The organism is Pseudomonas sp. Seg1 (genome assembly GCF_018326005.1).
Taxonomy (GTDB): domain Bacteria; phylum Pseudomonadota; class Gammaproteobacteria; order Pseudomonadales; family Pseudomonadaceae; genus Aquipseudomonas.
In genome coordinates this window covers 4,489,277-4,512,500 of sequence record NZ_AP021903.1, presented here as the reverse complement: position 1 = coordinate 4,512,500, position 23,224 = coordinate 4,489,277, and the positions used below count along the sequence as shown (strand labels likewise).

Below are 23,224 nucleotides of genomic sequence, written 5' to 3'. Positions count from 1 at the left end.
ATTCCCTTAGTAGTGGCGAGCGAACGGGGACTAGCCCTTAAGTGGCTTTGAGATTAGCGGAACGCTCTGGAAAGTGCGGCCATAGTGGGTGATAGCCCTGTACGCGAAAATCTCTTGGTCATGAAATCGAGTAGGACGGAGCACGAGAAACTTTGTCTGAATATGGGGGGACCATCCTCCAAGGCTAAATACTACTGACTGACCGATAGTGAACTAGTACCGTGAGGGAAAGGCGAAAAGAACCCCGGAGAGGGGAGTGAAATAGATCCTGAAACCGTATGCGTACAAGCAGTGGGAGCAGACTTTGTTCTGTGACTGCGTACCTTTTGTATAATGGGTCAGCGACTTATTTTCAGTGGCGAGCTTAACCGAATAGGGGAGGCGTAGCGAAAGCGAGTCTTAATAGGGCGTCTAGTCGCTGGGAATAGACCCGAAACCGGGCGATCTATCCATGGGCAGGTTGAAGGTTGGGTAACACTAACTGGAGGACCGAACCGACTACCGTTGAAAAGTTAGCGGATGACCTGTGGATCGGAGTGAAAGGCTAATCAAGCTCGGAGATAGCTGGTTCTCCTCGAAAGCTATTTAGGTAGCGCCTCATGTATCACTGTAGGGGGTAGAGCACTGTTTCGGCTAGGGGGTCATCCCGACTTACCAAACCGATGCAAACTCCGAATACCTACAAGTGCCGAGCATGGGAGACACACGGCGGGTGCTAACGTCCGTCGTGAAAAGGGAAACAACCCAGACCGTCAGCTAAGGTCCCAAAGTTATGGTTAAGTGGGAAACGATGTGGGAAGGCTTAGACAGCTAGGAGGTTGGCTTAGAAGCAGCCACCCTTTAAAGAAAGCGTAATAGCTCACTAGTCGAGTCGGCCTGCGCGGAAGATGTAACGGGGCTCAAACCATACACCGAAGCTACGGGTATCATCTTCGGATGATGCGGTAGAGGAGCGTTCTGTAAGCCTGTGAAGGTGAGTTGAGAAGCTTGCTGGAGGTATCAGAAGTGCGAATGCTGACATGAGTAACGACAATGGGTGTGAAAAACACCCACGCCGAAAGACCAAGGTTTCCTGCGCAACGTTAATCGACGCAGGGTTAGTCGGTCCCTAAGGCGAGGCTGAAAAGCGTAGTCGATGGAAAACAGGTTAATATTCCTGTACTTCTGGTTATTGCGATGGAGGGACGGAGAAGGCTAGGCCAGCTTGGCGTTGGTTGTCCAAGTTTAAGGTGGTAGGCTGAGATCTTAGGTAAATCCGGGATCTTAAGGCCGAGAGCTGATGACGAGTTATCTTTTAGATGACGAAGTGGTTGATGCCATGCTTCCAAGAAAAGCTTCTAAGCTTCAGGTAACCAGGAACCGTACCCCAAACCGACACAGGTGGTTGGGTAGAGAATACCAAGGCGCTTGAGAGAACTCGGGTGAAGGAACTAGGCAAAATGGCACCGTAACTTCGGGAGAAGGTGCGCCGGTGAGGGTGAAGGACTTGCTCCGTAAGCTCATGCCGGTCGAAGATACCAGGCCGCTGCGACTGTTTATTAAAAACACAGCACTCTGCAAACACGAAAGTGGACGTATAGGGTGTGACGCCTGCCCGGTGCCGGAAGGTTAATTGATGGGGTTAGCTAACGCGAAGCTCTTGATCGAAGCCCCGGTAAACGGCGGCCGTAACTATAACGGTCCTAAGGTAGCGAAATTCCTTGTCGGGTAAGTTCCGACCTGCACGAATGGCGTAACGATGGCGGCGCTGTCTCCACCCGAGACTCAGTGAAATTGAAATCGCTGTGAAGATGCAGTGTATCCGCGGCTAGACGGAAAGACCCCGTGAACCTTTACTATAGCTTTGCACTGGACTTTGAATTTGCTTGTGTAGGATAGGTGGGAGGCTTTGAAGCGTGGACGCCAGTTCGCGTGGAGCCATCCTTGAAATACCACCCTGGCAACTTTGAGGTTCTAACTCAGGTCCGTTATCCGGATCGAGGACAGTGTATGGTGGGTAGTTTGACTGGGGCGGTCTCCTCCTAAAGAGTAACGGAGGAGTACGAAGGTGCGCTCAGACCGGTCGGAAATCGGTCGTAGAGTATAAAGGCAAAAGCGCGCTTGACTGCGAGACAGACACGTCGAGCAGGTACGAAAGTAGGTCTTAGTGATCCGGTGGTTCTGTATGGAAGGGCCATCGCTCAACGGATAAAAGGTACTCCGGGGATAACAGGCTGATACCGCCCAAGAGTTCATATCGACGGCGGTGTTTGGCACCTCGATGTCGGCTCATCACATCCTGGGGCTGAAGCCGGTCCCAAGGGTATGGCTGTTCGCCATTTAAAGTGGTACGCGAGCTGGGTTTAGAACGTCGTGAGACAGTTCGGTCCCTATCTGCCGTGGACGTTTGAGATTTGAGAGGGGCTGCTCCTAGTACGAGAGGACCGGAGTGGACGAACCTCTGGTGTTCCGGTTGTCACGCCAGTGGCATTGCCGGGTAGCTATGTTCGGGAAAGATAACCGCTGAAAGCATCTAAGCGGGAAACTTGCCTCAAGATGAGATCTCACTGGAACCTTGAGTTCCCTGAAGGGCCGTCGAAGACTACGACGTTGATAGGTTGGGTGTGTAAGCGCTGTGAGGCGTTGAGCTAACCAATACTAATTGCCCGTGAGGCTTGACCATATAACACCCAAGCAATCTGTAGACTCAAAAGAGACCAGATTGCGGTGTGTGAAGACGAAACGAACCGAAAGTTCGATGTTCACAAAACACCGACAGCTGTCACATACCCAATTTGCTGAAGCGAGGCCATCTGGTCACGACTCAGTACCCGAATTTCTTGACGACCATAGAGCGTTGGAACCACCTGATCCCATCCCGAACTCAGCAGTGAAACGATGCATCGCCGATGGTAGTGTGGGGTTTCCCCATGTGAGAGTAGGTCATCGTCAAGATTAAATTCCGAAACCCCAATTGCGAAAGCAGTTGGGGTTTTGTTTTGCCCGCAGGAAAGTTTTTCCCTCATTCCCGGAGGGTCCAGTCGTCACCAGAGCTGCCATTGGGGAAAAACGTTCTGAAGTGACCGGGCAGTTTTTGGTATGGTGCAGCTCGTTTTTTCACGGACGGATGTCATGCCTATGGATTGGCACTCATTTATGTCAAAGAGTTGCTGTAGAAATGCCTGAGCCAATCCCGATCAAGGATCACGAAAAAGAGACGCGTCTGGTCAACAAGCGGTTGATCGCCTGCGCCTTGTTTGTCTTCGCTATCAGCTGTGCCCTGGTGGTGCGGTTGTACATCCTGCAAGTGGTAGAGTTCGACTACCACTCGACCATCTCTGAAAACAATCGCGTACATGTCTTGCCGATCCCGCCGACACGCGGACTGATCTACGACCGCAACGGCGTGCTATTGGCCGATAACCGTCCCAGCTACAATCTGACCATCACTCGCGAGCGCGCAACGGACGTCAATCAGGAACTGGACGAGGTCATCAATCTTCTCCACTTGCCTGCCGAAGATCGCGCAGTCTTCGATAAGGCCATGAAACAGTCCCGTCATCCGTTCACGCCGGTGACGCTGTTCTATGAACTGACCGAGGAGCAGATTGCCGTATTAGCGGTCAATGAGTTTCGTCTACCAGGTCTAGATGTTGAACCGCAGTTCGTCCGCGATTACCCACTCGGTGCGCACTTTGCCCACTCGATCGGTTATGTCGGCCGAATCAACGAGAAAGAATCCAAGACGCTCGATTCGGTTGAATATCGCGGTACCCAGTCCATCGGTAAAACCGGCATCGAGCGTTTTTACGAAGCGCAGTTGCACGGTCACGTCGGTTACGAAGAAGTGGAAACCAATGCCCAGGGCCGTGTGTTGCGAGTGCTTAAACACACTGACCCGGTGCCGGGTAAAAACATTGTCCTGAGTCTCGACGTCAAACTGCAGGAAGCGGCCGAGGCTGCTCTCGGTGATCGTCGTGGTTCAGTCGTGGCGCTCGATCCGTCCACCGGGGAAGTGCTGGCAATGGTCAGCAACCCGAGTTTTGACCCGAATCTGTTTGTCACCGGTATCAGTTCCAAGGAATATTCGGCGCTGCGCGACTCCATCGACCGGCCACTCTTCAATCGCGTGCTGCGCGGCTTGTACGCACCGGGCTCGACGATCAAACCGGAAGTGGCCATTGCCGGGCTCGATGCCGGAGTTGTCACGCCGCAGACCCGAGTGTTCGACCCGGGCTACTACCAACTCCCGGACTTCGATCACAAGTACCGCAACTGGAACCACAGTGGCGATGGCTGGGTAGACATGGACGCGGCGATCATGCGCTCCAACGATACGTACTTCTACGACCTGGCGCACAAGCTGGGCATTGATCGGCTGCATGACTACATGGCCATGTTCGGCCTTGGCGAAAAAGTCTCGCTGGACATGTTCGAAGAATCCCCCGGCCTGATGCCATCCCAGGCCTGGAAGCGTGCGACGCGGCGACAGGCGTGGTTCCCGGGCGAGACAGTGATTCTCGGCATCGGTCAGGGCTACATGCAGGTGACACCGTTGCAACTGGCACAGGCCACTGCGTTGATCGCCAACAAAGGCGTGTGGAACCGTCCGCACTTGGCTAAGACCGTCGATGGCATCGCACCGGTCGACGAGCACCCGATGCCAAATATCCTCCTCAAGGATCCGCGCGACTGGGAGCAGGTCAACCATGGTATGCAGATGGTGATGCACGATGCCCGTGGCATTGCTCGTGCGGCAGCGGCAGGGGCGCAATACCGCATCGCCGGCAAGAGCGGCACGGCGCAGGTCGTCGCGATCAAGCAGGGTGAGCGCTACAACCGCGAGAAAACGCTTGAGCGCCACCGCGACAACGCCTTGTTCGTCGGCTTCGCACCGGCTGAACATCCGAAGATCGCGATTTCGGTGATGATCGAGAACGGTGAAGCGGGCGGTCGGGTGGCCGGCCCCGTCGTGCGGCAGATCATGGATGCCTGGTTGCTCGATCCGGATGGCCATCTCAAGCCGCAATACGCGGCGCCGACCAAAGCGCCTGGTGATCCGCACGTTTAGCCGGCAACCGCTTCCCGACACAGTTTGCGCCTGTGCCGGGAAGCGGCCATCGGGCTACTTGCAGCTATAACCCTCGGGCATCGTCACCGTGTAGTTGCGTTGCACACGGTCGTGGAAGTCGAGGTTCTGCAGGCCTTGTTCCACCAGAAAGGCTTCGACTTTGGCCGCTTGGCAGTCATCGTTGTAGGACGAAGCCCGGAGCAGGTAGACCGCGCGCTTGCTCACTTCATCCCGGGCAGTGGCGGTGAAGGTGCTGAGGGTGGTGTAACCGGTTCGCTCCGAAGTCCCCACAGGGCCATAAGTGGTGTTTGGCTTGCTGGTACAGATCAGTCGATCTTCTTTTTTCTTGATGTTCTTGCACACCGTCGAGGTACTGGTTGGCACTTGCCCGTAGTCAGTGGCGGTGTAGCGGTAAGTCACCTGTCGACTGCCAACATCAAGGCTGACTGTCATTTTGATCGGTGCATGGTTCCTCGGCAGGCTGGCGTCGGTATACACCTCCAGAAACCCCCTGTCTTTCAGCGCGTTGACCATATCGCGAAGATAGTAACGGGCATTAAGTGCGTTTTCATCGCTGCCGCCTGCAGAGGTCACCAGTACAGTGGCCTTGCGGTCGAATTGATAATCCGGATCGGGTGTTGCGTTGAGTGCCACGTCTATTTGTGTGGCGCAGCCGCTGAGTAACGCCGTCAGCAACAACAGCGCGAAGAAGAAATAACGGGACATGCAATAGCCGCCTTGCTAATAAGGAATGAATAAGGATTAAACGGTTGGAACCCGCAATAAACTAATCGCGGGTAGAAACGAAGACTCAGTCTTTTTGATATTCCAGCAGATCGCCCGGCTGGCAATCGAGCGCAGCGCAGAGCTTGTCCAGGGTTGCCATCTTCACCCCCTTGACCTTGCCATTTTTCAGTAATGACAGATTAGCCTCGGTGATGCCCAATAGAACGGCTAACTCTTTGGAGCGAATTTTTTGCGTGGCCATGACAACGTCAAGGCGGACGATAATGGTCATTATATTGTTCTATATGTATTGACTTTGCTCATCGCTGAGGACTTTTGCATCACGCATGATAATTGAAAACAAACAGAGCAAAATGCCTTTGATAATTTCGTAGGCGGAAGTGGAAGACAGGCCGATCGAGAATTTGAAAATGCGCTCTCCCGCAGGCAAGTCTATGGACAGCGCCAAACCTTGCAAGGTTTCTACGAGTGGATAGGTTGCCGGAGAAACGATGCACAGCACACCCACGCGCCACAGGACTCTGATATTGCGATCGGTCCAGGTTTCACCACGCGACAGGCGCAGGAAAAACAGACCGGTCAGCCATAACGCGTAGACCGATAGCAGAACGGGCAGGAAGTCCAAAATGACGATCAGGGCAGTGGCCAGTGGCGATAGCCAAGTGGCGGGATCGAGCAGCGCGCCTTCGACAAACGGATCAAGCAATTGCGGCGAGCCTTCAGCGAACGCGTAGAGCAGGGCCGCGAGCATTTCATCCATTTTGAACATCCAGAGCGTTGCGCTACCGCCGACCTCAGTGACGCCCAGAAACCAGACGAGAATCGCCGCCAGCAATCCAACCCAGTGCATGCGCTGCAACGCCGCGCCATCGATGCGAGTACTCATGAAAATTCCTTGCCATATCAGTTCAGATAACCGATTCTCGATGTTTAATTATCGAATTGCAATAAATTATTATGATTGTACTCCGTCGACAAGGTCGACGTGCTGATCCCGGTCGCCACTTGAAACGCACCAACTACCGCGCGCCAGAGTGGAATCAACAGACTTACCGCGATGATTTTTTACTGCTCTACACTGCGGCGAAATTCATAGACAAAAAGCAGGACTCGGCGACTGCCGAATGCCTGTATGACCTGTTCAACATTGACCTGGTGACGCCGAGACGATGAAGCAGACGGGGAGTATCAAGCTGCCAGGGGGGATGGCGATTACCACGGCGCAGATTTTATCCGGCAATTTGCGGCGTCCAGGCTGATGCCATCGCTGGCTTGCCAGCGATGAGGTCTTTGAATTCAGCGAAAATTCAGGCCCCGGGTACCGGGCAACTCATGTCACCTTCCTCACACTTCAAATACTGCTTTAGCGCCTCAATCCGCACCTTGGTCACCCCGGTCAGGCAACTGCTGTAAACCAACGGATAAACACTCCCGCCCGTCACCCCCGATGACGAAAACGTGCATTCGGCGTCACGAAAGCCGATCCACGCCCGCTGCGCATCAACCAGCAGTTTTGTGGCCTCGGCATTGTCTTTCAAGCGCTCTTTGATTTGCTTGTACACCGCGTTCAACTCGTTGTCGGCCGCCTTGTAATCCTGCCCGGCGCACTGGTTCATCGTTGCCTGATCGCTGGCATTCGCACAGTCGACGGCGGCGTGGGCGCTGGGGGTAAACAGAAAAGGCGTCAGGGCCAGAAGCAGGCGTGGGGACATGGACAATCTCGCTGTGTCGGATGAAAGTGCAGAACAGTGTAGCGATTAAGCGCGGCTATTCCGGCGCTCGTAATCGCGAGGCTTCCAGCAGACGATCTGCGGTCGCAGTGATTTCTTCGCCCTCATGCAACTTCTCCAGCCAGTGGGCAGGAATGGCACGCACGCCGTAATGAGCACCGGCCAATTGGCCAACGATCGCAGCGGTGGTGTCGGCGTCCTCACCCAGATTCGCCGCTTGCAGGATGGCCTCAGCAAAGTTTCCGGTGTGATGAAAGCACCACAACGCCGCTTCCAGCGATTGCACGCTATAGCCGCTGCCGCGGATCTCACTGATTGATTTGCTGAGGTAATCACCACGGGCAATCGCCGCGACTTTCGGTTGAGTGAACGCCGACACGGATGAATGGCGCAATTCTGTCTTGGAGGCGCCCTGCAGTGCCTTGCCGATCAGCTCGGCGAAAAGTTGGCAGCACTCGATGGCTTCAGGGGCGGCGTGGGTCGTCCGTGAGCTGTCAGCGGCAAAACGCTGAATCAGTTGGGGATCAGGAAAGTAAAACAGCACCACCGGCACCAATCGCATGAGCGAGCCGTTGCCAGCGGTGTACGGGTCGATCGAGCCGGCAAAGGGCTCGCCGGTTTGCTGGTAGTGCGACAGCGCGTGACTGACGGTCATGCCGATATCGAAGCATTCGCCGGTGGAGCTCAGATACCCCCATTTCCACCAGTTGAGGTAGCGCCCCATCTGGTCGGCAGCATCGAAGCCGTTCTTGTTCAGCAGACTTTCCGCCAGACACAGCGCCATCGAAGTGTCGTCCGTCCATTGCCCGGGCTTCAAGTGGAATGGGCCACCTCCGACCATGTCCGATAACGGCTGAAATGAGCCTCGCGGCTGGAATTCGACCGTGGTGCCGACCGCGTCGCCGCAGGCCAGGCCAAGCAGGGCGCCGCGATAACGCTCGGGGAGTGATGGCTGCATGATTCATCCTTGTCTGGTTCTGTATCGCGGGAAAAGGTAACAGTTTCATCCGCAGGTCTGCCCTCGAATTCGCACAATTGACCCAAGCAAGATGCCGCCGGATGTTTCCTCGCGATGACCTGCTGCACCGCTTTGATACAACTTCAGGTTGGACATGTGGTCATACAGGCCTAGTGTTCAGAACAGGAGGTGACGTATGAAACCAGTACCCAATAGTTTCGAACGCAAAATCACGCTCAAGGTGCCGCGTTCACATGTCTGGCGTGCATTGGTCGATGCCGAGGCATTTGGTCAGTGGTTTGGTGTGGCGCTGGAGGGCAGGCGTTTTATTGCCGGCGAATGGACGCAAGGGCAGGTCACGTATCCGGGTTATGAACATGTGTTATGGAATGTGCTGATCGAACGGGTCGAGCCGCAGCAGTTGTTCTCGTTCCGTTGGCATCCGTATGCGGTCAACCCGAAGATCGATTATTCCCAGGAGCCGACCACCCTGGTCAGGTTCGAACTGGAAGACTTCGAGAGTGGCACGCTGCTGAAAGTGTCCGAATCAGGCTTCGCGCACATTCCCGATATCCGCCAGAAAGAGGCGTATTACATGGACAGCCGTGGCTGGGAAGAACAGTTGAGCCGGCTCGAACAGTTCCTCGTCGAAAGCGCCAAGGCTCGCGAGCGTCAGGGTGGCTGACAGCGCAATGTTCGAACCCTGGCTCAAGCGCTGGTCACTGGTGCCGGACGGGCCACCGATCATCACGCCCGGCAGCCGGCTGTTGCCGGTGCGTCTGGGTGACACCCCGGCGATGCTGAAACTGGCCGACGACGCCGAGGAAAAGTATGGCAATCGGCTGATGGTCTGGTGGAACGGCGAGGGCGCGGCTCGGGTGTTGGCGCACCATGAGGATGGCTTGCTGATGGAGCGGGCCATGGGGCAGCGTTCGCTGATGCACATGGCGCTCAATGGCCAGGATGATGAGGCCAGCCGCATTCTGTGCACCGCGCTGGCGCGACTGCATGCCCCGCGCGCCACGTTGCCCCCGCCGCTGGTAGAGCTGGGGCCGTGGTTCGTTTCGCTGCGAATGGCTGCCGCACTACATGGCGGGCCCTATGCCCTGAGCCTGCAAACCGCCGAAGCCTTGCTCGCTGATCCGCAGGAAGTGGTGGTGCTGCACGGTGACATGCACCACGACAACGTCCTCGATTTCGGCCCGCGCGGCTGGTTGGCGATTGATCCGAAGCGAGTAAGGGGCGAACGCGGTTTTGACTACGCCAATCTGATCTGCAACCCGGACCTGCCGACGGCGGGCGACCCCGAGCGATTTCTCCGGCAGGTAGAGGTTATTGTTGCGGCTGCTAGCCTGGATCGTCGTCGCCTGCTGCAATGGGTGCTGGCGTTTGCCGGGTTGTCTGCCGCATGGTTTCTGGAGGATGACCTGCAGGAACAGGCCTCAGGACAGCTGAAAGTCGCGAAAATCGCGGCGTCCATGCTCAACGCCTGACATGGCTAAGGGTTTTCGGAAGGGGCGCTATGGCGAATGTCTTACACGCGATGGTAGCTATGTCGACTATTGCCGATTGGATCCAGCGCGTAATCTACACCCATCAACTGAAGCACAGGGAGTGCTTCAGGATCACGGATGATCGACCATTGCAAGGATCGCTGCCGACAGGGAGTCGATAATGGTCTTGGGAAAAACCCGCTTCGGCGGGTTTTTTTTCGCCTGTCGAAAAGTACTATCGACTATCGGGCGAACTACCTGTGGCGAGGGAGCTTGCTCCCGCTAGGGCGCGAAGCGGCCCACTTTCTAATACCGCGCTCTTTCAGCAAGAACGCGGTGTCGATTTTCAGGGCTGCTGCGCAGCCCATCGGGGATAAATCCCCTCGCCACAGGGGATCCAAGCGCTAGGAGGCGATCAGCTGACGCAACACATAATGCAGAATCCCGCCCGACTTGAAGTATTCCACCTCATTCAGGGTGTCGATGCGGCACAGCACTTCGATTTTCTCCTGACGCCCATCCTCACGGGTGATCACCAGAGGCAGGTTCATCCTCGGCGTCAGTTCGACACCGGTCAGGCCCTGAATTTCGAAGGTTTCCTTGCCGGTCAGATTCAGGCTCTTGCGGTTCTGATCGAGCTTGAACTGCAACGGCAACACACCCATGCCCACCAGGTTGGAACGGTGAATGCGCTCGAAGCTCTCGGCGATCACCGCTTTGACGCCCAGCAGGTTAGTGCCTTTGGCCGCCCAGTCACGACTGGAACCTGTGCCATATTCCTGCCCGGCAATCACCACCAACGGTGTGCCCGAAGCCTGGTAGCGCATGGCCGCGTCGTAGATCGGCAATTTCTCGCCGCTCGGAATGTAGATCGTATTGCCACCTTCTTCACCGCCGAGCATCTCGTTACGGATTCGAATGTTGGCAAAGGTGCCGCGCATCATCACTTCGTGGTTGCCGCGACGCGAGCCGTAGGAGTTGAAGTCTCGCGGCTCCACGCCTTTGTCGCGCAGGTAACGTCCGGCCGGGCTGTCAGCCTTGATATTGCCGGCAGGGGAAATGTGGTCGGTGGTCACCGAGTCGCCGAGCAAGGCCAGCACGCGCGCGCCCTTCACATCCTTGATCTCAGGCAGCGGGCCGCCTATGTCATCGAAGAACGGCGGATGCTGGATGTAAGTCGAATCGTCCTGCCACACGTAAGTCGCCGCTTGCGGCACCTCGATGGCCTGCCACTGTTCATCACCGGCAAACACTTCGGCGTATTCCTTGTGAAACATCGCCGTGCTGACCTGACTCACCGCGTCGGCGATTTCCTGGCTGCTTGGCCAGATGTCACGCAGATAAACCGGGTTGCCCTGTTGATCGTTACCCAGCGGTTCGCTGCTGATATCGGTACGAACAGTGCCGGCCAGCGCATAGGCCACCACCAGTGGTGGCGAGGCCAGCCAGTTGGTTTTCACCAGCGGATGCACCCGACCTTCGAAGTTGCGGTTGCCAGACAGCACCGAGGCGACGGCAAGGTCGGCTTTCTGGATGGCTTTCTCGATCGGCTCAGGCAGTGGCCCGGAGTTGCCGATGCAAGTGGTGCAGCCATACCCGACCAGCGAAAACCCGAGCTGGTCGAGGTATTGCGTCAGCCCCGCCGCCTTGTAGTAATCGGTGACCACTTTCGAGCCCGGCGCCAGTGAACTCTTGACCCACGGTTTGCGCGTCAGGCCTTTCTCCACGGCTTTTTTCGCCAGGAGCCCGGCGGCCATCATCACGCTCGGGTTGGACGTATTGGTGCAAGAGGTGATCGCGGCAATGACCACGGCGCCGTTTTTCAGGCGATAGGTGTGGCCCTCGTATTCGTATTCGGTTTCGCCGATCAGATCGGCGTTGCCCACCGCCACGCCGCCGCCCCCTTCGCTTTCCAGGCGACCTTCTTCTTTGCTGGTGGGTTTGAATTGCAAATCGAGGAAGTCGCTGAAGGCTTGCGCGACATTAGGCAGTGAAACCCGATCCTGCGGGCGTTTCGGCCCGGCCAGACTGGCTTCGACGCTGCCCATGTCCAGCGCCAGGCTGTCGGTGAACACCGGTTCCTGGCCCGGAAGACGCCAGAGCCCTTGAGCCTTGGTGTAGGCCTCGACCAGTTTCACCACTTGCGCCGGGCGCCCGGAAAGGCGCAGGTAATCCAGCGTTACCTCATCGACCGGGAAGAAGCCGCACGTCGCGCCGTATTCCGGGGCCATGTTGGCGATGGTTGCGCGGTCAGCCAGCGGCAGTTCGGCGAGGCCGTCGCCATAAAACTCGACGAACTTGCCGACCACACCTTTCTTGCGCAGCATCTGCGTGACGGTCAGCACCAGGTCAGTGGCAGTGATGCCTTCTTTGAGCTTGCCGGTGAGTTTGAAGCCGATCACTTCCGGAATCAGCATCGACACCGGTTGTCCGAGCATCGCCGCTTCCGCTTCGATGCCGCCGACACCCCAGCCGAGGACGCCAAGACCGTTGATCATGGTGGTGTGGGAGTCGGTGCCGACCAGCGTGTCGGGGAAGGCGTAGGTACGGCCGTCTTCATCCTTGGTCCACACCGTGCGGCCGAGGTATTCGAGGTTGACCTGGTGGCAGATACCGGTGCCCGGTGGCACCACGCTGAAGTTATCGAAAGCACTTTGGCCCCAGCGCAGAAAGGCGTAACGCTCGCCGTTACGCTGCATTTCGATGTCAACGTTCTGTTCGAAGGCGCTGGCGGTGGCGAATTTGTCGACCATCACCGAGTGGTCGATCACCAGGTCGACAGGCGACAACGGATTGATTCGCTGCGGATCGCCGCCGGCCTTGGCCATCGCGGCGCGCATCGCGGCGAGGTCGACTACGGCCGGTACGCCGGTAAAGTCCTGCATCAATACTCGGGCAGGGCGGTACTGGATTTCCCGGTCAGAGCGGCGCTCCTTGAGCCACGCGGCGATGGCCTTGAGGTCGGCGCCGGTAACGGTTTTTTCATCTTCCCAGCGCAGCAGGTTTTCCAGCAGGACTTTCAGCGACATCGGCAGCTTGTCGATATTGCCAAGGGTCTTGGCGGCATCAGGCAAGCTGAAATAGTGGTAGGTCTTGTCGTCGATTTGTAGAGTTTTAAGGGTCTTCAGACTATCGAGGGACGGCATTACGATCACTCCTTTGAATCCGCACGGCTACGGATTGAGGGGACGAATAGAGCTTTAAACCTAGCCCTGTTTTAGGTAGCTGGCTAATAACTGGACTCTATGAGCGGAACCAAGGTTCCGACATCGGCTATCATGCGCCGGTTTTCGTGACAGGCATTGCTGCAACGCAACGCTTGAGCATCGCGCAGTGGCCGAATGATCGCCCGCTGCCCAGGAGTAAGAATGAACACCCTATTCATGCATTGCCGGCCAGGCTTCGAAGGCGAAGTCTGTTCGGAGATTTCCGACCTCGCCGCGCAACTCAACGTGTCCGGTTACGCCAAGGCCAAAGCCGCTTCGGCGTACGCCGAGTTTGTCTGCACCGAAGAAGACGGTGCCGAGCGCCTGATGCGCGGTCAGCGTTTCGCCGAACTGATCTTTCCGCGCCAATGGGCGCGTGGCGTCTTCATCGATTTGCCAGAGAACGATCGCATCAGCGTGATCCTCGCAAACATGGCCGATTTCCCTGTGTGCGGCAGCCTGTGGCTGGAAGTCGTCGACACCAATGACGGCAAGGAACTGTCGAACTTCTGCAAGAAATTCGAAGGCCCACTGCGCAAGGCCCTGACCGCTGCCGGAAAACTGGTGGATGACGCTAGCAAGCCGCGTCTGTTGCTGACCTTCAAAAGTGGTCGTGAAGTGTTTCTCGGCATGGCCGATGCCGGTAACTCGGCGATGTGGCCGATGGGCATTCCGCGCCTGAAGTTTCCCCGTGAAGCGCCGAGCCGTTCGACGCTGAAGCTGGAAGAGGCCTGGCACCACTTTATTCCGCGTGATCAGTGGGAAGATCGCCTGCACAGCGACATGACCGGGGTTGATCTCGGTGCAGCGCCGGGCGGCTGGACCTGGCAACTGGTTAACCGCGGCATGCTGGTAACCGCCATCGACAACGGCCCGATGGCTGAAAGCCTGATGGACACCGGGCTCGTGCAGCACTTGATGGCTGACGGTTTCACCTTCAAGCCCAAGCAACCGGTGGACTGGATGGTCTGCGACATCGTCGAGAAACCGGCGCGTAACGCCGCGATGCTCGAAGAGTGGATCGGCGAAGGGCATTGCCGCGAGGCGGTGGTCAACCTGAAACTGCCGATGAAGCAGCGTTATGCCGAGGTGAAGCGCTTGCTCGAGCGCATCGCCGATGGTTTCAAGGCTCGTGGGATCAAGGTCGATATCGGCTGCAAACAGCTGTATCACGATCGCGAGGAAGTGACCTGCCACCTGCGCCGTCACGACACCAAGAAAGCCAAATCCCGCTGATTGAAGTGAACTGCTTTTGTGGCGAGGGAGCTTGCTCCCGCTGGGCTGCGAAGCGGCCCCGAATTCGGCGCCGTTGCTCCTTCAGGCACACCGGGCCAACAGATTTTGCGACGGCTACGCCGCCGAGCGGGAGCAAGCTCCCTCGCCACAAACCCGGCAATGCGCGACAATGCCGGCCAGTTTCAGGAGTGAATCATGAGTGAAATGATTGATACGCCGGTCGACGGCACCCTCGACGCCACCGGCCTCAACTGCCCCGAGCCGGTGATGATGTTGCACCAGCACATCCGTGACCTGGTGCCCGGCGGCCTGCTCAAGGTGATCGCCACCGATCCCTCGACCCGTCGCGACATTCCCAAGTTCTGCGTGTTTCTCGACCATGAACTGGTCGGCCAGCACGAAGAGGCCGGGACTTATCTGTACTGGATTCGCAAGAAGTCCGATTGAGTCCGGGCAAAAAAAGACCTGCATGTGCAGGTCTTTTTTTATGGGTGCCTTTTATGAGTATTCAGCCCATCGAACGACTGATCCGAATGCGCTTGCGCGCGCTGCGCGTCAGGCGGATCGACAGCATCAGCGCCGCGCAGCTCAAGCCGACAATCAAACCCTGCCACAAACCGCTCGGGCCCCGAGGCTCGCCGAGCCAGTCGGTCAGCCCGAGGGCATAACCCACCGGCAAGCCAATGCCCCAGTAGGCGAACAGGGTCAGGATCATCGTCACGCGGGTGTCCTGATAACCGCGCAGGGCGCCAGCCGCGGTGACCTGAATCGCATCGGAAAACTGGAACAGCGCCGAATACACAATCAGCATCGCCGCGATGTGAATCACCGTCGGGTCAGCGGTGTAGATGGCCGCAATCGGTTCGCGCAGCAGCAACATCATGCTCGCCGACAGGCAGGCGTAGGCCAGCGCGGTGCCCATGCCGACGCCAGCGGCAAAACGCGCTTCACGCGGTTCCTCACGGCCCAGTGCCTGACCGACGCGCACAGTCACGGCCATGCCTAACGAGTACGGAATCATGAACACCAGCGAACTGACGTTCAGCGCAATCTGGTGCCCAGCCACGACGGTGGCGCCGAGGCTGCCGATCAGCAGGGCGATCACGGCAAAAATGCTCGACTCGGCAAACACGGCGATGCCGATTGGCAGGCCGATGGCCAGCAGACGCTTGATCACCGCCCATTGCGGCCAGTCGAAACGGCTGAAAATTTCGCTCGAACGGTAGGCCGGTGCCCAGCGCTCATAACCGGCCAGACCCAGCGCCATCACCCACATCACGATGGCTGTGGCCCAGCCGCAGCCGACGCCGCCCATGGCCGGCACACCGAAGTGGCCATAAATGAAGACGTAGTTCAGCGGTATGTTCAGCGCCAGACCGCACAGGCCCAATACCATTGCCGGGCGGGTACGACCGATGCCGTCACTGGTGCAGCGCAGGACGTGATAGAACGCTACCGCCGGCAGGCCGCTGGCGATGCCATGCAGGTATTGCATGCACGGGTCGATCAGCTCTGGATCAACCTTCATCAGGTGCAGCACCGGCTCGGCGGCGACCAGCATCGCCGTGGCAATCAGGCCGACCACCAGCGCCAGCCACAACGCTTGACGGACAATCGGGCCGATCTCGCTGTGGGTGCCAGCGCCAAAGCGCTGGGCGACTTTCGGCGTGGTTGCCAACAGGGTGCCGGTCATCAGCAGAAAAACCGGCACCCAGATCGAGTTGCCCAGAGCCACGGCCGCCAGATCTTTTGGCCCGACGCGCCCGGCCATCACCGCATCGACGAAGCCCATGGCCGTGGTCGCCAGTTGAGCGATGATGATCGGCAAGGCCAGGGCGAGCAGGTTCTTGAACTCCAGACGAATCCGCGCGGGGCGGGTCAGGGAGACGGCGACAGGTTGGTCAGTTACAGAATTCACAGGCAAAGCGTCCACAGAGGTTGATGCGCAAGGCGCCGCATTCTACGCCGCTGACGCTTTGGTCAGGAAAAATCCTCTGTTGCGGATTTGTAATCTACTGGAAGGCGATTGCTCCCTCGCCACAGGGGCAGTGCTGTTCTTGCGCTTGCAATCAAAGCCCGCTGGCTCGGCGACCGATCTGCACCTAAACTGCCGATCCGCCCAAGGAGCCCGCCATGCTGATTGTTGCTGACGAAAATATCCCGCTGCTCGATGCCTTTTTTGCCGGTTTCGGTGAGATCCGCCGGGTTCCGGGCCGTTCCATAAACCGTGCGACGGTGGAGCAGGCCGACGTGTTGCTGGTGCGTTCGGTGACCAACGTCAACCGCGCGTTGCTGGAAGGCAGCAAGGTTCGCTTTGTCGGCACCTGCACCATCGGTACTGATCATCTGGATCTTGAGTACTTCGCCGAGGCTGGCATTAACTGGTCAAGCGCGCCCGGCTGCAATGCCCGTGGCGTGGTCGATTACGTACTGGGCAGTCTGATGACGCTCGCCGAAATCGAAGGTGTCGATCTGACTCAGCGGACTTACGGAGTCGTCGGCGCCGGTGAGGTGGGTGGGCGACTGATCAAGGTCCTCAAGGGGTTGGGCTGGAACGTCAAAGTCTGCGATCCACCGCGCCAGGCCACCGAGGGGGGCGATTACGTCAGCCTCGAGCAGATCATTGAGCAATGCGATGTGATCAGTCTGCACACGCCGCTGACCAGAAGCGGCGCAGGCGCGACCTGGCATCTGTTCGATCAGCAACGTTTGCAACAGCTCAAGCCCGGTGCCTGGCTGATCAACGCGGCGCGCGGTCCTGTGGTGGATAACGCCGCACTGCGCAAAGTGCTGCTGCATCGTGAAGACTTGCAAGCCGTTCTCGATGTTTGGGAAGCCGAGCCCGAAGTCGATGTCGAACTGGCCGAACTCTGCGTACTGGCCACGCCACACATTGCCGGCTACAGCCTTGACGGTAAACAGCGCGGGACGGCGCAGATCTATCAGGCGTATTGCGAATTCACCGGCCAGCCCGCGAGCATCCAGCTCAGCGATCTTTTGCCAGCACCGTGGCTGTCGGAAGTCACCTTGCATGCCGACAGCGATCCGGCCTGGGCGCTGGCGATGTTGTGCCGTGGCGTGTACGACCCCCGCCGGGATGACGCGGATTTCCGTCGCAGCCTTGTAGGCAATGTCGGCGAGCAGCGTGCGGCGTTCGATGTGTTGCGCAAGCAGTATCCGGTGCGGCGCGAGATTGAAGGGCTGAAGGTGCGGATTGAAGGGGAGTCGTCAGAATTGCGCCAGATAGTGGCGGCGCTGGGTGCGGTTGCTGTTTAAAAACCGAGGTGGCTTTATCGCTGGCAAGCCAGCTCCCACAGGTTTCGCGGAGTGCGCAGATTTTAAGTACGACGAAAATCCTGTGGGAGCTGGCTTGCCAGCGATAGCTTCACCACAATCCCGGATTTACAGACAGAAAAAACCCGGCCAAAGGGGCCGGGTCAGGAAGACGGTGGCTATATCACTTTTGTTCGGCAGGCTTGACCAATCGCTTCTCCAGGTCGCGGCAAGCGTCCTGGATCATGTCTTCAGTGATCGGTACTTCACGCCCGTCCTTATCGATAATCGAGCAACCCAGAGTTTGGCCGGGCTTGGTGCGGATCACTTCAATCTTGTCTTCGCTGCGGTGTTGCAAGGACATGGCCTGTCTCCTCATCAGGTTGTGCGCCTAGGTTAAAACCCCCACGTGACCGGGCTGTGACAACTCCCTGCGGTCTGTCGGCGGCGGCATCTCCACTCAAACAGAAATGACCGTTCGTCTCAACTGCGACGTTAGACCAATAGCAACTATGGCCTAGTCTTTGGGGGCATATTTAACCTGACTCATTGTGATTTACAGAGTTCCACCCCAAAGAAGGTTTACGCTAGCCCTTTCATCACCATGGATGCGTACCTGAATGACCCCGAAGCTTTCTTCAAGGCACCGTCGCGCGCTGCGTCTGACCAGTCGATTTCTGGCCCCTTACCGCTGGCAAGTCATCGGTGCGCTGCTGGCGCTGATCGTCACCGCCGCCGTCACGTTGTCGATGGGGGAGGGGATCAAACTGCTGGTCGATCGGGGCTTCATGACCCAGTCTCCGCACCAGCTCAATCAGAGCATCGGCATTTTCATGTTGATGGTGCTGGGTCTGGCCGTCGGTACGTTTGCGCGGTTTTACTGGGTGTCCTGGATTGGCGAACGCGTCGTGGCCGATATTCGCCGCGAGGTGTTCAACCATCTGGTTTATCTGCACCCAGGCTTCTATGAGAACAACCGCAGTTCGGAGATCCAGTCGCGGCTGACCGCCGACACGACGTTGCTGCAATCGGTGATCGGTTCGTCGCTGTCGATGTTCCTGCGTAATCTGCTCATGGTCATCGGTGGCGTCATCCTGCTGTTCGTGACCAACGCAAAACTCACCAGCATCGTGGTGATTGCCTTGCCGTTCGTGGTGGCGCCGATTCTGATTTTCGGTCGGCGTGTACGAAACCTGTCGCGGTTGAGTCAGGACCGGGTTGCCGATATCGGCAGCTACGTTTCCGAAACTCTCGGCCAGATCAAAACCGTGCAGGCCTACAACCATCAGGTGCAGGACGAACAGCGCTTTTCGGCGACGGTGGAGGACGCTTTCGACACCGCGCGCAAACGCATTTTCCAGCGCTCATGGATGATCACCATGGTGATCGTGCTGGTGCTGGGCGCGGTGGCGGTGATGTTGTGGGTCGGTGGCATGGACGTGATCGCCGGGCGAATCACCGGGGGCGAACTGGCGGCGTTTGTCTTTTACAGCCTGATCGTGGGCAGTGCGATCGGTACTTTGAGTGAAGTGATCGGCGAACTGCAACGCGCTGCCGGCGCTGCCGAGCGCATCGCTGAATTGCTGCGTTCGGAGAACATTATCCAGTCGCCAACCACGGGCCTTGTGACCTTGCCGGCGCGGGTGCGCGGTGAGCTGCAAATGCAGGATGTGCGTTTTTCCTACCCCTCGCGTCCTGAAAGCTACGCCGTCAACGGCTTGAATCTGACTATCCGCGCCGGAGAGACGCTGGCGCTGGTGGGGCCGTCCGGTGCTGGCAAGTCCACGGTGTATGACTTGCTGCTGCGCTTTTATGACCCGCTGGAAGGACGGATCCTCATCGATGGCGTACCGCTGACCCGTCTCGACCCGTTGGACCTGCGCCGCCACTTCGCCTTGGTATCACAGTCGCCAGCACTGTTTTTTGGCAGCGTTGAAGAGAACATTCGTTACGGCAACCCGGGGGCAACGCTGGACCAGGTCAAGCAAGCGGCAAGAATTGCCCATGCCCACGACTTCATCGAGAAAATGCCCAACGGTTACCAGACCCATCTCGGCGATGGTGGTCTCGGCCTTTCCGGCGGCCAGCGGCAACGTTTGGCGATTGCCCGTGCGTTGCTGGTCGACGCGCCGATCCTGCTGCTGGATGAAGCCACCAGCGCCCTCGATGCGCAAAGCGAGCATCTGATCCAGGAAGCTCTGCCAAGCCTGATGGAGAACCGCACCACGCTGGTGATCGCGCATCGACTGGCCACGGTGAAAAACGCTGACCGGATTGCGGTGATGGACCAGGGCAAACTTGTGGCCATTGGCACCCATCAGGAACTCATCGTCAGCAATCCGCTGTATGCGCGGCTGGCGTCATTGCAGTTCAACGATGGAAAAGTAACGGTTGATCAAGTCTGATGGACACTGCTCGCATCGGGCATTATGGCGGCCTGTTTGGAATGCCTGGATGAGGACATGAGCCGTTACCAACCGCCGTTGACCCTAACCACACGAATGATTGCGTTGATCGCCGAAATCAGCGAGCAAATCGGTCAGCTTTCGGCTGGGGGCGATAGTCGGCAGACGCCTCATCTGCGTCGAGGCAATCGTATTCGTACGATTCAGGCCTCTTTGGCAATCGAAAACAATACATTGAGTGTCGAGCAGGTAACCGCAGTGCTCGCCGGGCAACGGGTTTTAGGTTTGCCCAAGGAAATTCAAGAAGTGCGCAATGCGTTTACAGCGTATGAAACCATGCCGCAATGGCAGCCTGACAGCAGGGCTGACCTGCTTCAAGCGCATGAGATGTTGATGCATGGGCTGATTGATGAGTGCGGGCACTTTCGTCGAGCGGGTGTGGGGATTTATCGCGGAGAACAACTGGTTCATATGGCGCCGCCTCCGAGCCGCATATCACCGCTGATGGATGACTTACTGGCATGGCTTGTGCGCTCTGAATGGCATCCGCTGATCATCAGCTGCGTATTCCACTATGAATTTGAGTTCATCCATCCGTTTGCTGATGGAAACGGTCGAATGGGACGGCTGTGGCAAACATTGATATTGAGCCAATGGCGCCCGGTCCTGGCGTATTTGCCGGTCGAAGCGGTGATTCGAGAGGAGCAGGATGCCTATTACTCTGCCTTGTCTGCTTCTGACCGGCAGGGAGAGTCAACGCCTTTCGTCGAGTACATGTTACATGCGCTAAATGTTTCGTTGCGAGAAGCCATCGCTAATGAGTCAGCAAGCGACCCAGTAACCGACCCAGTAACCGACCTAGTAGCAAGATTATTGTTAACTCTGGGACCTCGTTCTTTGAGGATCAGTGATGTGATGGCAGAGATGAGCCTGGCTCACAAGGCTACGTTCAGATCCAACTATCTCAAGCCGGCCTTAACCGCTGGAATGATCGAAATGACAGATCCTCAATCGCCCAAGAATCCAACCCAGAAATATCGGCTTACTCAACTTGGCAAAATGATGGTTAAAAAGTTGAAGTGTTAAGTCCGCAGCCGATAGCTCAATAAAAAATGCCCGTATCTCGCGATACGGGCATCTTTCGTTATCTGGCACTAAGCGCTGGATTACTGATCATCAAAATACCGCTCGTGCCAATCCACCAGTGGCTGTGGTGAATTGAGCTTCTGGCCGTAGATCACCGAATAAGACAGTACGTTCTGCACGTACTGACGGGTTTCGTCGAAGGGAATGCTTTCCACCCAGACGTCGAAACTCAAGTGATCAGCGCCGCGCAGCCATTGGCGTACGCGACCGGGCCCGGCGTTATAGGCGGCGGAAGCGAGGACGCGGTTGCCGTTGAACTGGCTATGGACCTGGCTCAGGTAAGCGGCGCCGAGCTGGATGTTCTTGTCGGGATCGAGCACCTGCTGTGGCGAGGCCAGCGGGATGCTGAACTTGCGCGCGGTTTCCTTGGCGGTGCCGGGCATCAGCTGCATCAGGCCACTGGCGCCGACGCCGGAGCGAGCGTCGTCCATAAACGCACTTTCCTGACGGGTGATCGCGAACACCCAGCTCGAATGCAGCCCACGTACCTTGGCTTCACGCACGAGGGTTTCGCGGTGGGCCATCGGGAAGCGGATATCCAGATCGTCCCAGTATTGCGCCTGACTGATCGTGCGGATCGCCGGGAAATACCATTTCAGGTCGTAGGCGAGTTTGGCCTGGGCGACCATTTCGTCGCGATTGAAGTGGCGGCTGACGTGATACCACTCGCGGCGACCGTCGACGATCTGCCCGCGGGCATGGAATTCCAGCGCACGGCGCACGCCCGGCGTGTTGCGCACTTTGTTGATTAGCGCCTGGCTCAGCACCAATGGCTTGTTGTTGAGCGAGTAGGGCGACTGCGAGCGGTCAGCGGCGAGGAAACCGTAGAAGTCCCGTTCCCGCGCCAGATTTTTGTACAGGGTTTGTGCTTGCGGGTTCTGCGGTTGGGCCAGTTCAAGGCTACGCGCCTGCCAGTAGCGCCAGCGGTTGGTGGTGGCCAGGTCTTGCGGAAGACGCTTGGTCAGTTCGTATGCGTCGTCCCAGCGAGCGAGGCGCAGCAATAGGCGCAAACGCCATTCCGAGACGGTGTTGTCGCGCAACTCCGGATCGTATTTGGTCATCACGTCCAGCGCGCGGCTGTCGAAACGCCGAGCGAGGGTCAGACCGATTTCCCGGGCAATCGCGACTTTTTCATCGCGGGAGAAATGCATGCTGCTGGCGTAACCGTCGAGCAACGCCATGGCCTTGTCCGGATCCTGACGTGCCAGTCGGCGCAAGCCGAGGCTGACCACATCGGACATCGGCTCATCGGCCGGGGTGAAGCGCGAAGGTTGATTGAGCAACTCCGGTTTTTGCGCCACATCCACCAGCAAACGACCGCGCGGGGCGAGGGTGGTCAGGCCGTTGACCAGACTGTTGGCCAGTGGATAGTTGCGTGCCTGGGCGGCGAGCTTGGTGCGTTCCCAGCGTTTCTGTTCGGTGAGCTGGCCATCGGCGGCCCAGATGCCGAACAGCGCGTCGCAGGCCGCCGGTTGCGATTTGCCGGTCAGCCACAGTTTGTCGGCATTGGCATAGCCTTCGGCCTTGTGGCCGCTACTAATCTGGTACTGCGCATTGAGGCAGTCGAGTTCAGTGAAGTTGAGTTTCGGGTCGTAATATTTGACGAAGGTGGCCCAGTCGCCACGGTCGGCGAGCCAGCGCAACCAGCGCAGCTTCATCCAGTTGGCCTGGGGCAGGTCGCCGTGCTCGGCGAGGAATTTCTCGATTTCGGCGTTGCTCGCGGTTTTCAGGCGCGCGGTCAGTTCGTCGTAAGCGAGGTATGGTTCCAGCGGATAATCGGCCAAGGCCTGGCTGTAGCGGAAATACGGCCCGGTATCGCCCTTGGCCAGCGCGCGTTTGGCTTCATCGTAATACTGGCGTTGGGTCGACAGATCCACCGCCTGGGCGGATTGAACGGCAGTGGCGGTAAGTAGCAAACAGGACAAAACACTGAGAAGGCGACTGCGCATGAGACATCCGGGCAGAGAAATCATGACAAGT

18 protein-coding genes and 2 rRNA genes (1 of these 20 only partly in view) are annotated in these 23,224 nt (G+C 57.8%); 11 read left to right on the top strand and 9 right to left on the bottom strand.

Annotated features, from left to right (window positions below; translation table 11 throughout):
* The 3 genes from KI231_RS20200 to mrdA form a co-directional block, all read left to right on the top strand.
* Window positions 1–2,662: ribosomal RNA gene (locus tag KI231_RS20200) — 23S ribosomal RNA — on the top strand; it begins 232 nt to the left of the window's first position.
* 156 nt (window positions 2,663–2,818) lie between these two features.
* Window positions 2,819–2,934, top strand: a 5S ribosomal RNA gene (gene rrf / locus KI231_RS20195).
* 223 nt (window positions 2,935–3,157) lie between these two features.
* Window positions 3,158–5,050, top strand: coding sequence for a penicillin-binding protein 2 (mrdA, locus tag KI231_RS20190; RefSeq protein WP_103305047.1), 1,893 nt, complete (start codon window positions 3,158–3,160; stop codon window positions 5,048–5,050).
* A 54-nt stretch (window positions 5,051–5,104) separates the two neighbouring features.
* Here mrdA and KI231_RS20185 read toward each other — a convergent pair whose 3' ends face one another.
* The 3 genes from KI231_RS20185 to KI231_RS20175 all read right to left on the bottom strand — a co-directional run bounded on the left by KI231_RS20185 (window position 5,105) and on the right by KI231_RS20175 (window position 6,683).
* Window positions 5,105–5,776, bottom strand: a complete 672-nt coding sequence (locus tag KI231_RS20185) for a hypothetical protein (RefSeq protein WP_213026152.1) — start codon at window positions 5,774–5,776, stop codon at window positions 5,105–5,107.
* A gap of 85 nt (window positions 5,777–5,861) precedes the next feature.
* A complete protein-coding gene (locus KI231_RS20180; RefSeq protein ID WP_213026151.1) occupies window positions 5,862–6,068 on the bottom strand; it encodes a helix-turn-helix domain-containing protein in 207 nt (68 codons plus the stop codon).
* 9 nt (window positions 6,069–6,077) lie between these two features.
* Window positions 6,078–6,683: a hypothetical protein gene (locus tag KI231_RS20175; RefSeq protein ID WP_213026150.1), complete on the bottom strand. Its 606-nt coding sequence runs from the start codon at window positions 6,681–6,683 to the stop codon at window positions 6,078–6,080.
* 119 nt (window positions 6,684–6,802) lie between these two features.
* Between KI231_RS20175 and KI231_RS20170 the strand changes: the two genes are divergently transcribed.
* On the top strand, window positions 6,803–6,970 hold the full coding sequence (locus KI231_RS20170; protein WP_502937186.1) for a hypothetical protein: 168 nt from the start codon (window positions 6,803–6,805) through the stop codon (window positions 6,968–6,970).
* A 134-nt stretch (window positions 6,971–7,104) separates the two neighbouring features.
* Here the strand turns inward: KI231_RS20170 and KI231_RS20165 are convergent, their stop codons facing one another.
* Complete coding sequence (locus KI231_RS20165) at window positions 7,105–7,509, bottom strand: lysozyme inhibitor LprI family protein (protein WP_213026149.1); 405 nt, start codon at window positions 7,507–7,509, stop codon at window positions 7,105–7,107.
* Between the two features lie 55 nt (window positions 7,510–7,564).
* The gene (locus tag KI231_RS20160; RefSeq protein WP_213026148.1) at window positions 7,565–8,485 is read right to left on the bottom strand and encodes an ADP-ribosylglycohydrolase family protein; all 921 of its coding nucleotides are present in this window, start codon (window positions 8,483–8,485) and stop codon (window positions 7,565–7,567) included.
* A 196-nt stretch (window positions 8,486–8,681) separates the two neighbouring features.
* Here KI231_RS20160 and KI231_RS20155 point away from each other — a divergent pair, with 196 nt between their 5' ends.
* The gene (locus KI231_RS20155) at window positions 8,682–9,170 is read left to right on the top strand and encodes an SRPBCC family protein (RefSeq protein WP_103305052.1); all 489 of its coding nucleotides are present in this window, start codon (window positions 8,682–8,684) and stop codon (window positions 9,168–9,170) included.
* Window positions 9,171–9,177: 7 nt separating this feature from the next.
* Complete coding sequence (locus tag KI231_RS20150) at window positions 9,178–9,978, top strand: aminoglycoside phosphotransferase family protein (protein WP_103305126.1); 801 nt, start codon at window positions 9,178–9,180, stop codon at window positions 9,976–9,978.
* A 404-nt stretch (window positions 9,979–10,382) separates the two neighbouring features.
* Here the strand turns inward: KI231_RS20150 and acnA are convergent, their stop codons facing one another.
* Entirely contained in the window at window positions 10,383–13,124 is a 2,742-nt protein-coding gene (gene acnA, locus KI231_RS20145) for an aconitate hydratase AcnA (protein ID WP_213026147.1), read from the bottom strand.
* A 222-nt stretch (window positions 13,125–13,346) separates the two neighbouring features.
* On the opposite strand from acnA, the gene rlmM reads away from it, so the two are divergent.
* Together rlmM and tusA are read left to right on the top strand one after the other, a co-directional pair.
* Window positions 13,347–14,420 carry a 23S rRNA (cytidine(2498)-2'-O)-methyltransferase RlmM gene (gene rlmM / locus KI231_RS20140; RefSeq protein ID WP_213026146.1) on the top strand — a complete coding sequence of 358 codons (1,074 nt, stop codon included), beginning with the start codon at window positions 13,347–13,349 and terminating at the stop codon, window positions 14,418–14,420.
* Between the two features lie 195 nt (window positions 14,421–14,615).
* The gene (tusA, locus tag KI231_RS20135) at window positions 14,616–14,867 is read left to right on the top strand and encodes a sulfurtransferase TusA (RefSeq protein WP_103305056.1); all 252 of its coding nucleotides are present in this window, start codon (window positions 14,616–14,618) and stop codon (window positions 14,865–14,867) included.
* A gap of 61 nt (window positions 14,868–14,928) precedes the next feature.
* Here the strand turns inward: tusA and KI231_RS20130 are convergent, their stop codons facing one another.
* The gene (locus tag KI231_RS20130; RefSeq protein WP_213026145.1) at window positions 14,929–16,338 is read right to left on the bottom strand and encodes an MATE family efflux transporter; all 1,410 of its coding nucleotides are present in this window, start codon (window positions 16,336–16,338) and stop codon (window positions 14,929–14,931) included.
* A 215-nt stretch (window positions 16,339–16,553) separates the two neighbouring features.
* Between KI231_RS20130 and pdxB the strand changes: the two genes are divergently transcribed.
* Window positions 16,554–17,696, top strand: a complete 1,143-nt coding sequence (pdxB, locus tag KI231_RS20125; RefSeq protein WP_213026144.1) for a 4-phosphoerythronate dehydrogenase PdxB — start codon at window positions 16,554–16,556, stop codon at window positions 17,694–17,696.
* A gap of 181 nt (window positions 17,697–17,877) precedes the next feature.
* On the opposite strand, the gene KI231_RS20120 is transcribed toward pdxB, so the two are convergent.
* Window positions 17,878–18,057 (bottom strand): PA1571 family protein, encoded by a 180-nt coding sequence (locus KI231_RS20120; RefSeq protein WP_213026143.1) that lies wholly within the window; start codon window positions 18,055–18,057, stop codon window positions 17,878–17,880.
* 256 nt (window positions 18,058–18,313) lie between these two features.
* Between KI231_RS20120 and KI231_RS20115 the strand changes: the two genes are divergently transcribed.
* Together KI231_RS20115 and KI231_RS20110 are read left to right on the top strand one after the other, a co-directional pair.
* Complete coding sequence (locus tag KI231_RS20115) at window positions 18,314–20,098, top strand: ABC transporter transmembrane domain-containing protein (protein ID WP_213026142.1); 1,785 nt, start codon at window positions 18,314–18,316, stop codon at window positions 20,096–20,098.
* Window positions 20,099–20,155: 57 nt separating this feature from the next.
* Window positions 20,156–21,184, top strand: coding sequence for a Fic family protein (locus tag KI231_RS20110; RefSeq protein ID WP_213026141.1), 1,029 nt, complete (start codon window positions 20,156–20,158; stop codon window positions 21,182–21,184).
* An 80-nt stretch (window positions 21,185–21,264) separates the two neighbouring features.
* Here KI231_RS20110 and KI231_RS20105 read toward each other — a convergent pair whose 3' ends face one another.
* The gene (locus KI231_RS20105) at window positions 21,265–23,193 is read right to left on the bottom strand and encodes a transglycosylase SLT domain-containing protein (protein WP_213026140.1); all 1,929 of its coding nucleotides are present in this window, start codon (window positions 23,191–23,193) and stop codon (window positions 21,265–21,267) included.
* Window positions 23,194–23,224: the final 31 nt, after the last annotated feature.

Bases quoted from the DNA above. Each gene is read 5' to 3' on its own strand.
- mrdA (WP_103305047.1), top strand. From the start codon at position 3,158: ATGCCTGAGCCAATCCCGATCAAGGATCACGAAAAAGAGACGCGTCTG.
- KI231_RS20185 (WP_213026152.1), bottom strand. From the start codon at position 5,776: ATGTCCCGTTATTTCTTCTTCGCGCTGTTGTTGCTGACGGCGTTACTC.
- KI231_RS20180 (WP_213026151.1), bottom strand. From the start codon at position 6,068: ATGACCATTATCGTCCGCCTTGACGTTGTCATGGCCACGCAAAAAATT.
- KI231_RS20175 (WP_213026150.1), bottom strand. From the start codon at position 6,683: ATGAGTACTCGCATCGATGGCGCGGCGTTGCAGCGCATGCACTGGGTT.
- KI231_RS20165 (WP_213026149.1), bottom strand. From the start codon at position 7,509: ATGTCCCCACGCCTGCTTCTGGCCCTGACGCCTTTTCTGTTTACCCCC.
- KI231_RS20160 (WP_213026148.1), bottom strand. From the start codon at position 8,485: ATGCAGCCATCACTCCCCGAGCGTTATCGCGGCGCCCTGCTTGGCCTG.
- KI231_RS20155 (WP_103305052.1), top strand. From the start codon at position 8,682: ATGAAACCAGTACCCAATAGTTTCGAACGCAAAATCACGCTCAAGGTG.
- KI231_RS20150 (WP_103305126.1), top strand. From the start codon at position 9,178: ATGTTCGAACCCTGGCTCAAGCGCTGGTCACTGGTGCCGGACGGGCCA.
- acnA (WP_213026147.1), bottom strand. From the start codon at position 13,124: ATGCCGTCCCTCGATAGTCTGAAGACCCTTAAAACTCTACAAATCGAC.
- rlmM (WP_213026146.1), top strand. From the start codon at position 13,347: ATGAACACCCTATTCATGCATTGCCGGCCAGGCTTCGAAGGCGAAGTC.
- tusA (WP_103305056.1), top strand. From the start codon at position 14,616: ATGAGTGAAATGATTGATACGCCGGTCGACGGCACCCTCGACGCCACC.
- pdxB (WP_213026144.1), top strand. From the start codon at position 16,554: ATGCTGATTGTTGCTGACGAAAATATCCCGCTGCTCGATGCCTTTTTT.
- KI231_RS20120 (WP_213026143.1), bottom strand. From the start codon at position 18,057: ATGTCCTTGCAACACCGCAGCGAAGACAAGATTGAAGTGATCCGCACC.
- KI231_RS20115 (WP_213026142.1), top strand. From the start codon at position 18,314: ATGACCCCGAAGCTTTCTTCAAGGCACCGTCGCGCGCTGCGTCTGACC.
- KI231_RS20110 (WP_213026141.1), top strand. From the start codon at position 20,156: ATGAGCCGTTACCAACCGCCGTTGACCCTAACCACACGAATGATTGCG.
- KI231_RS20105 (WP_213026140.1), bottom strand. From the start codon at position 23,193: ATGCGCAGTCGCCTTCTCAGTGTTTTGTCCTGTTTGCTACTTACCGCC.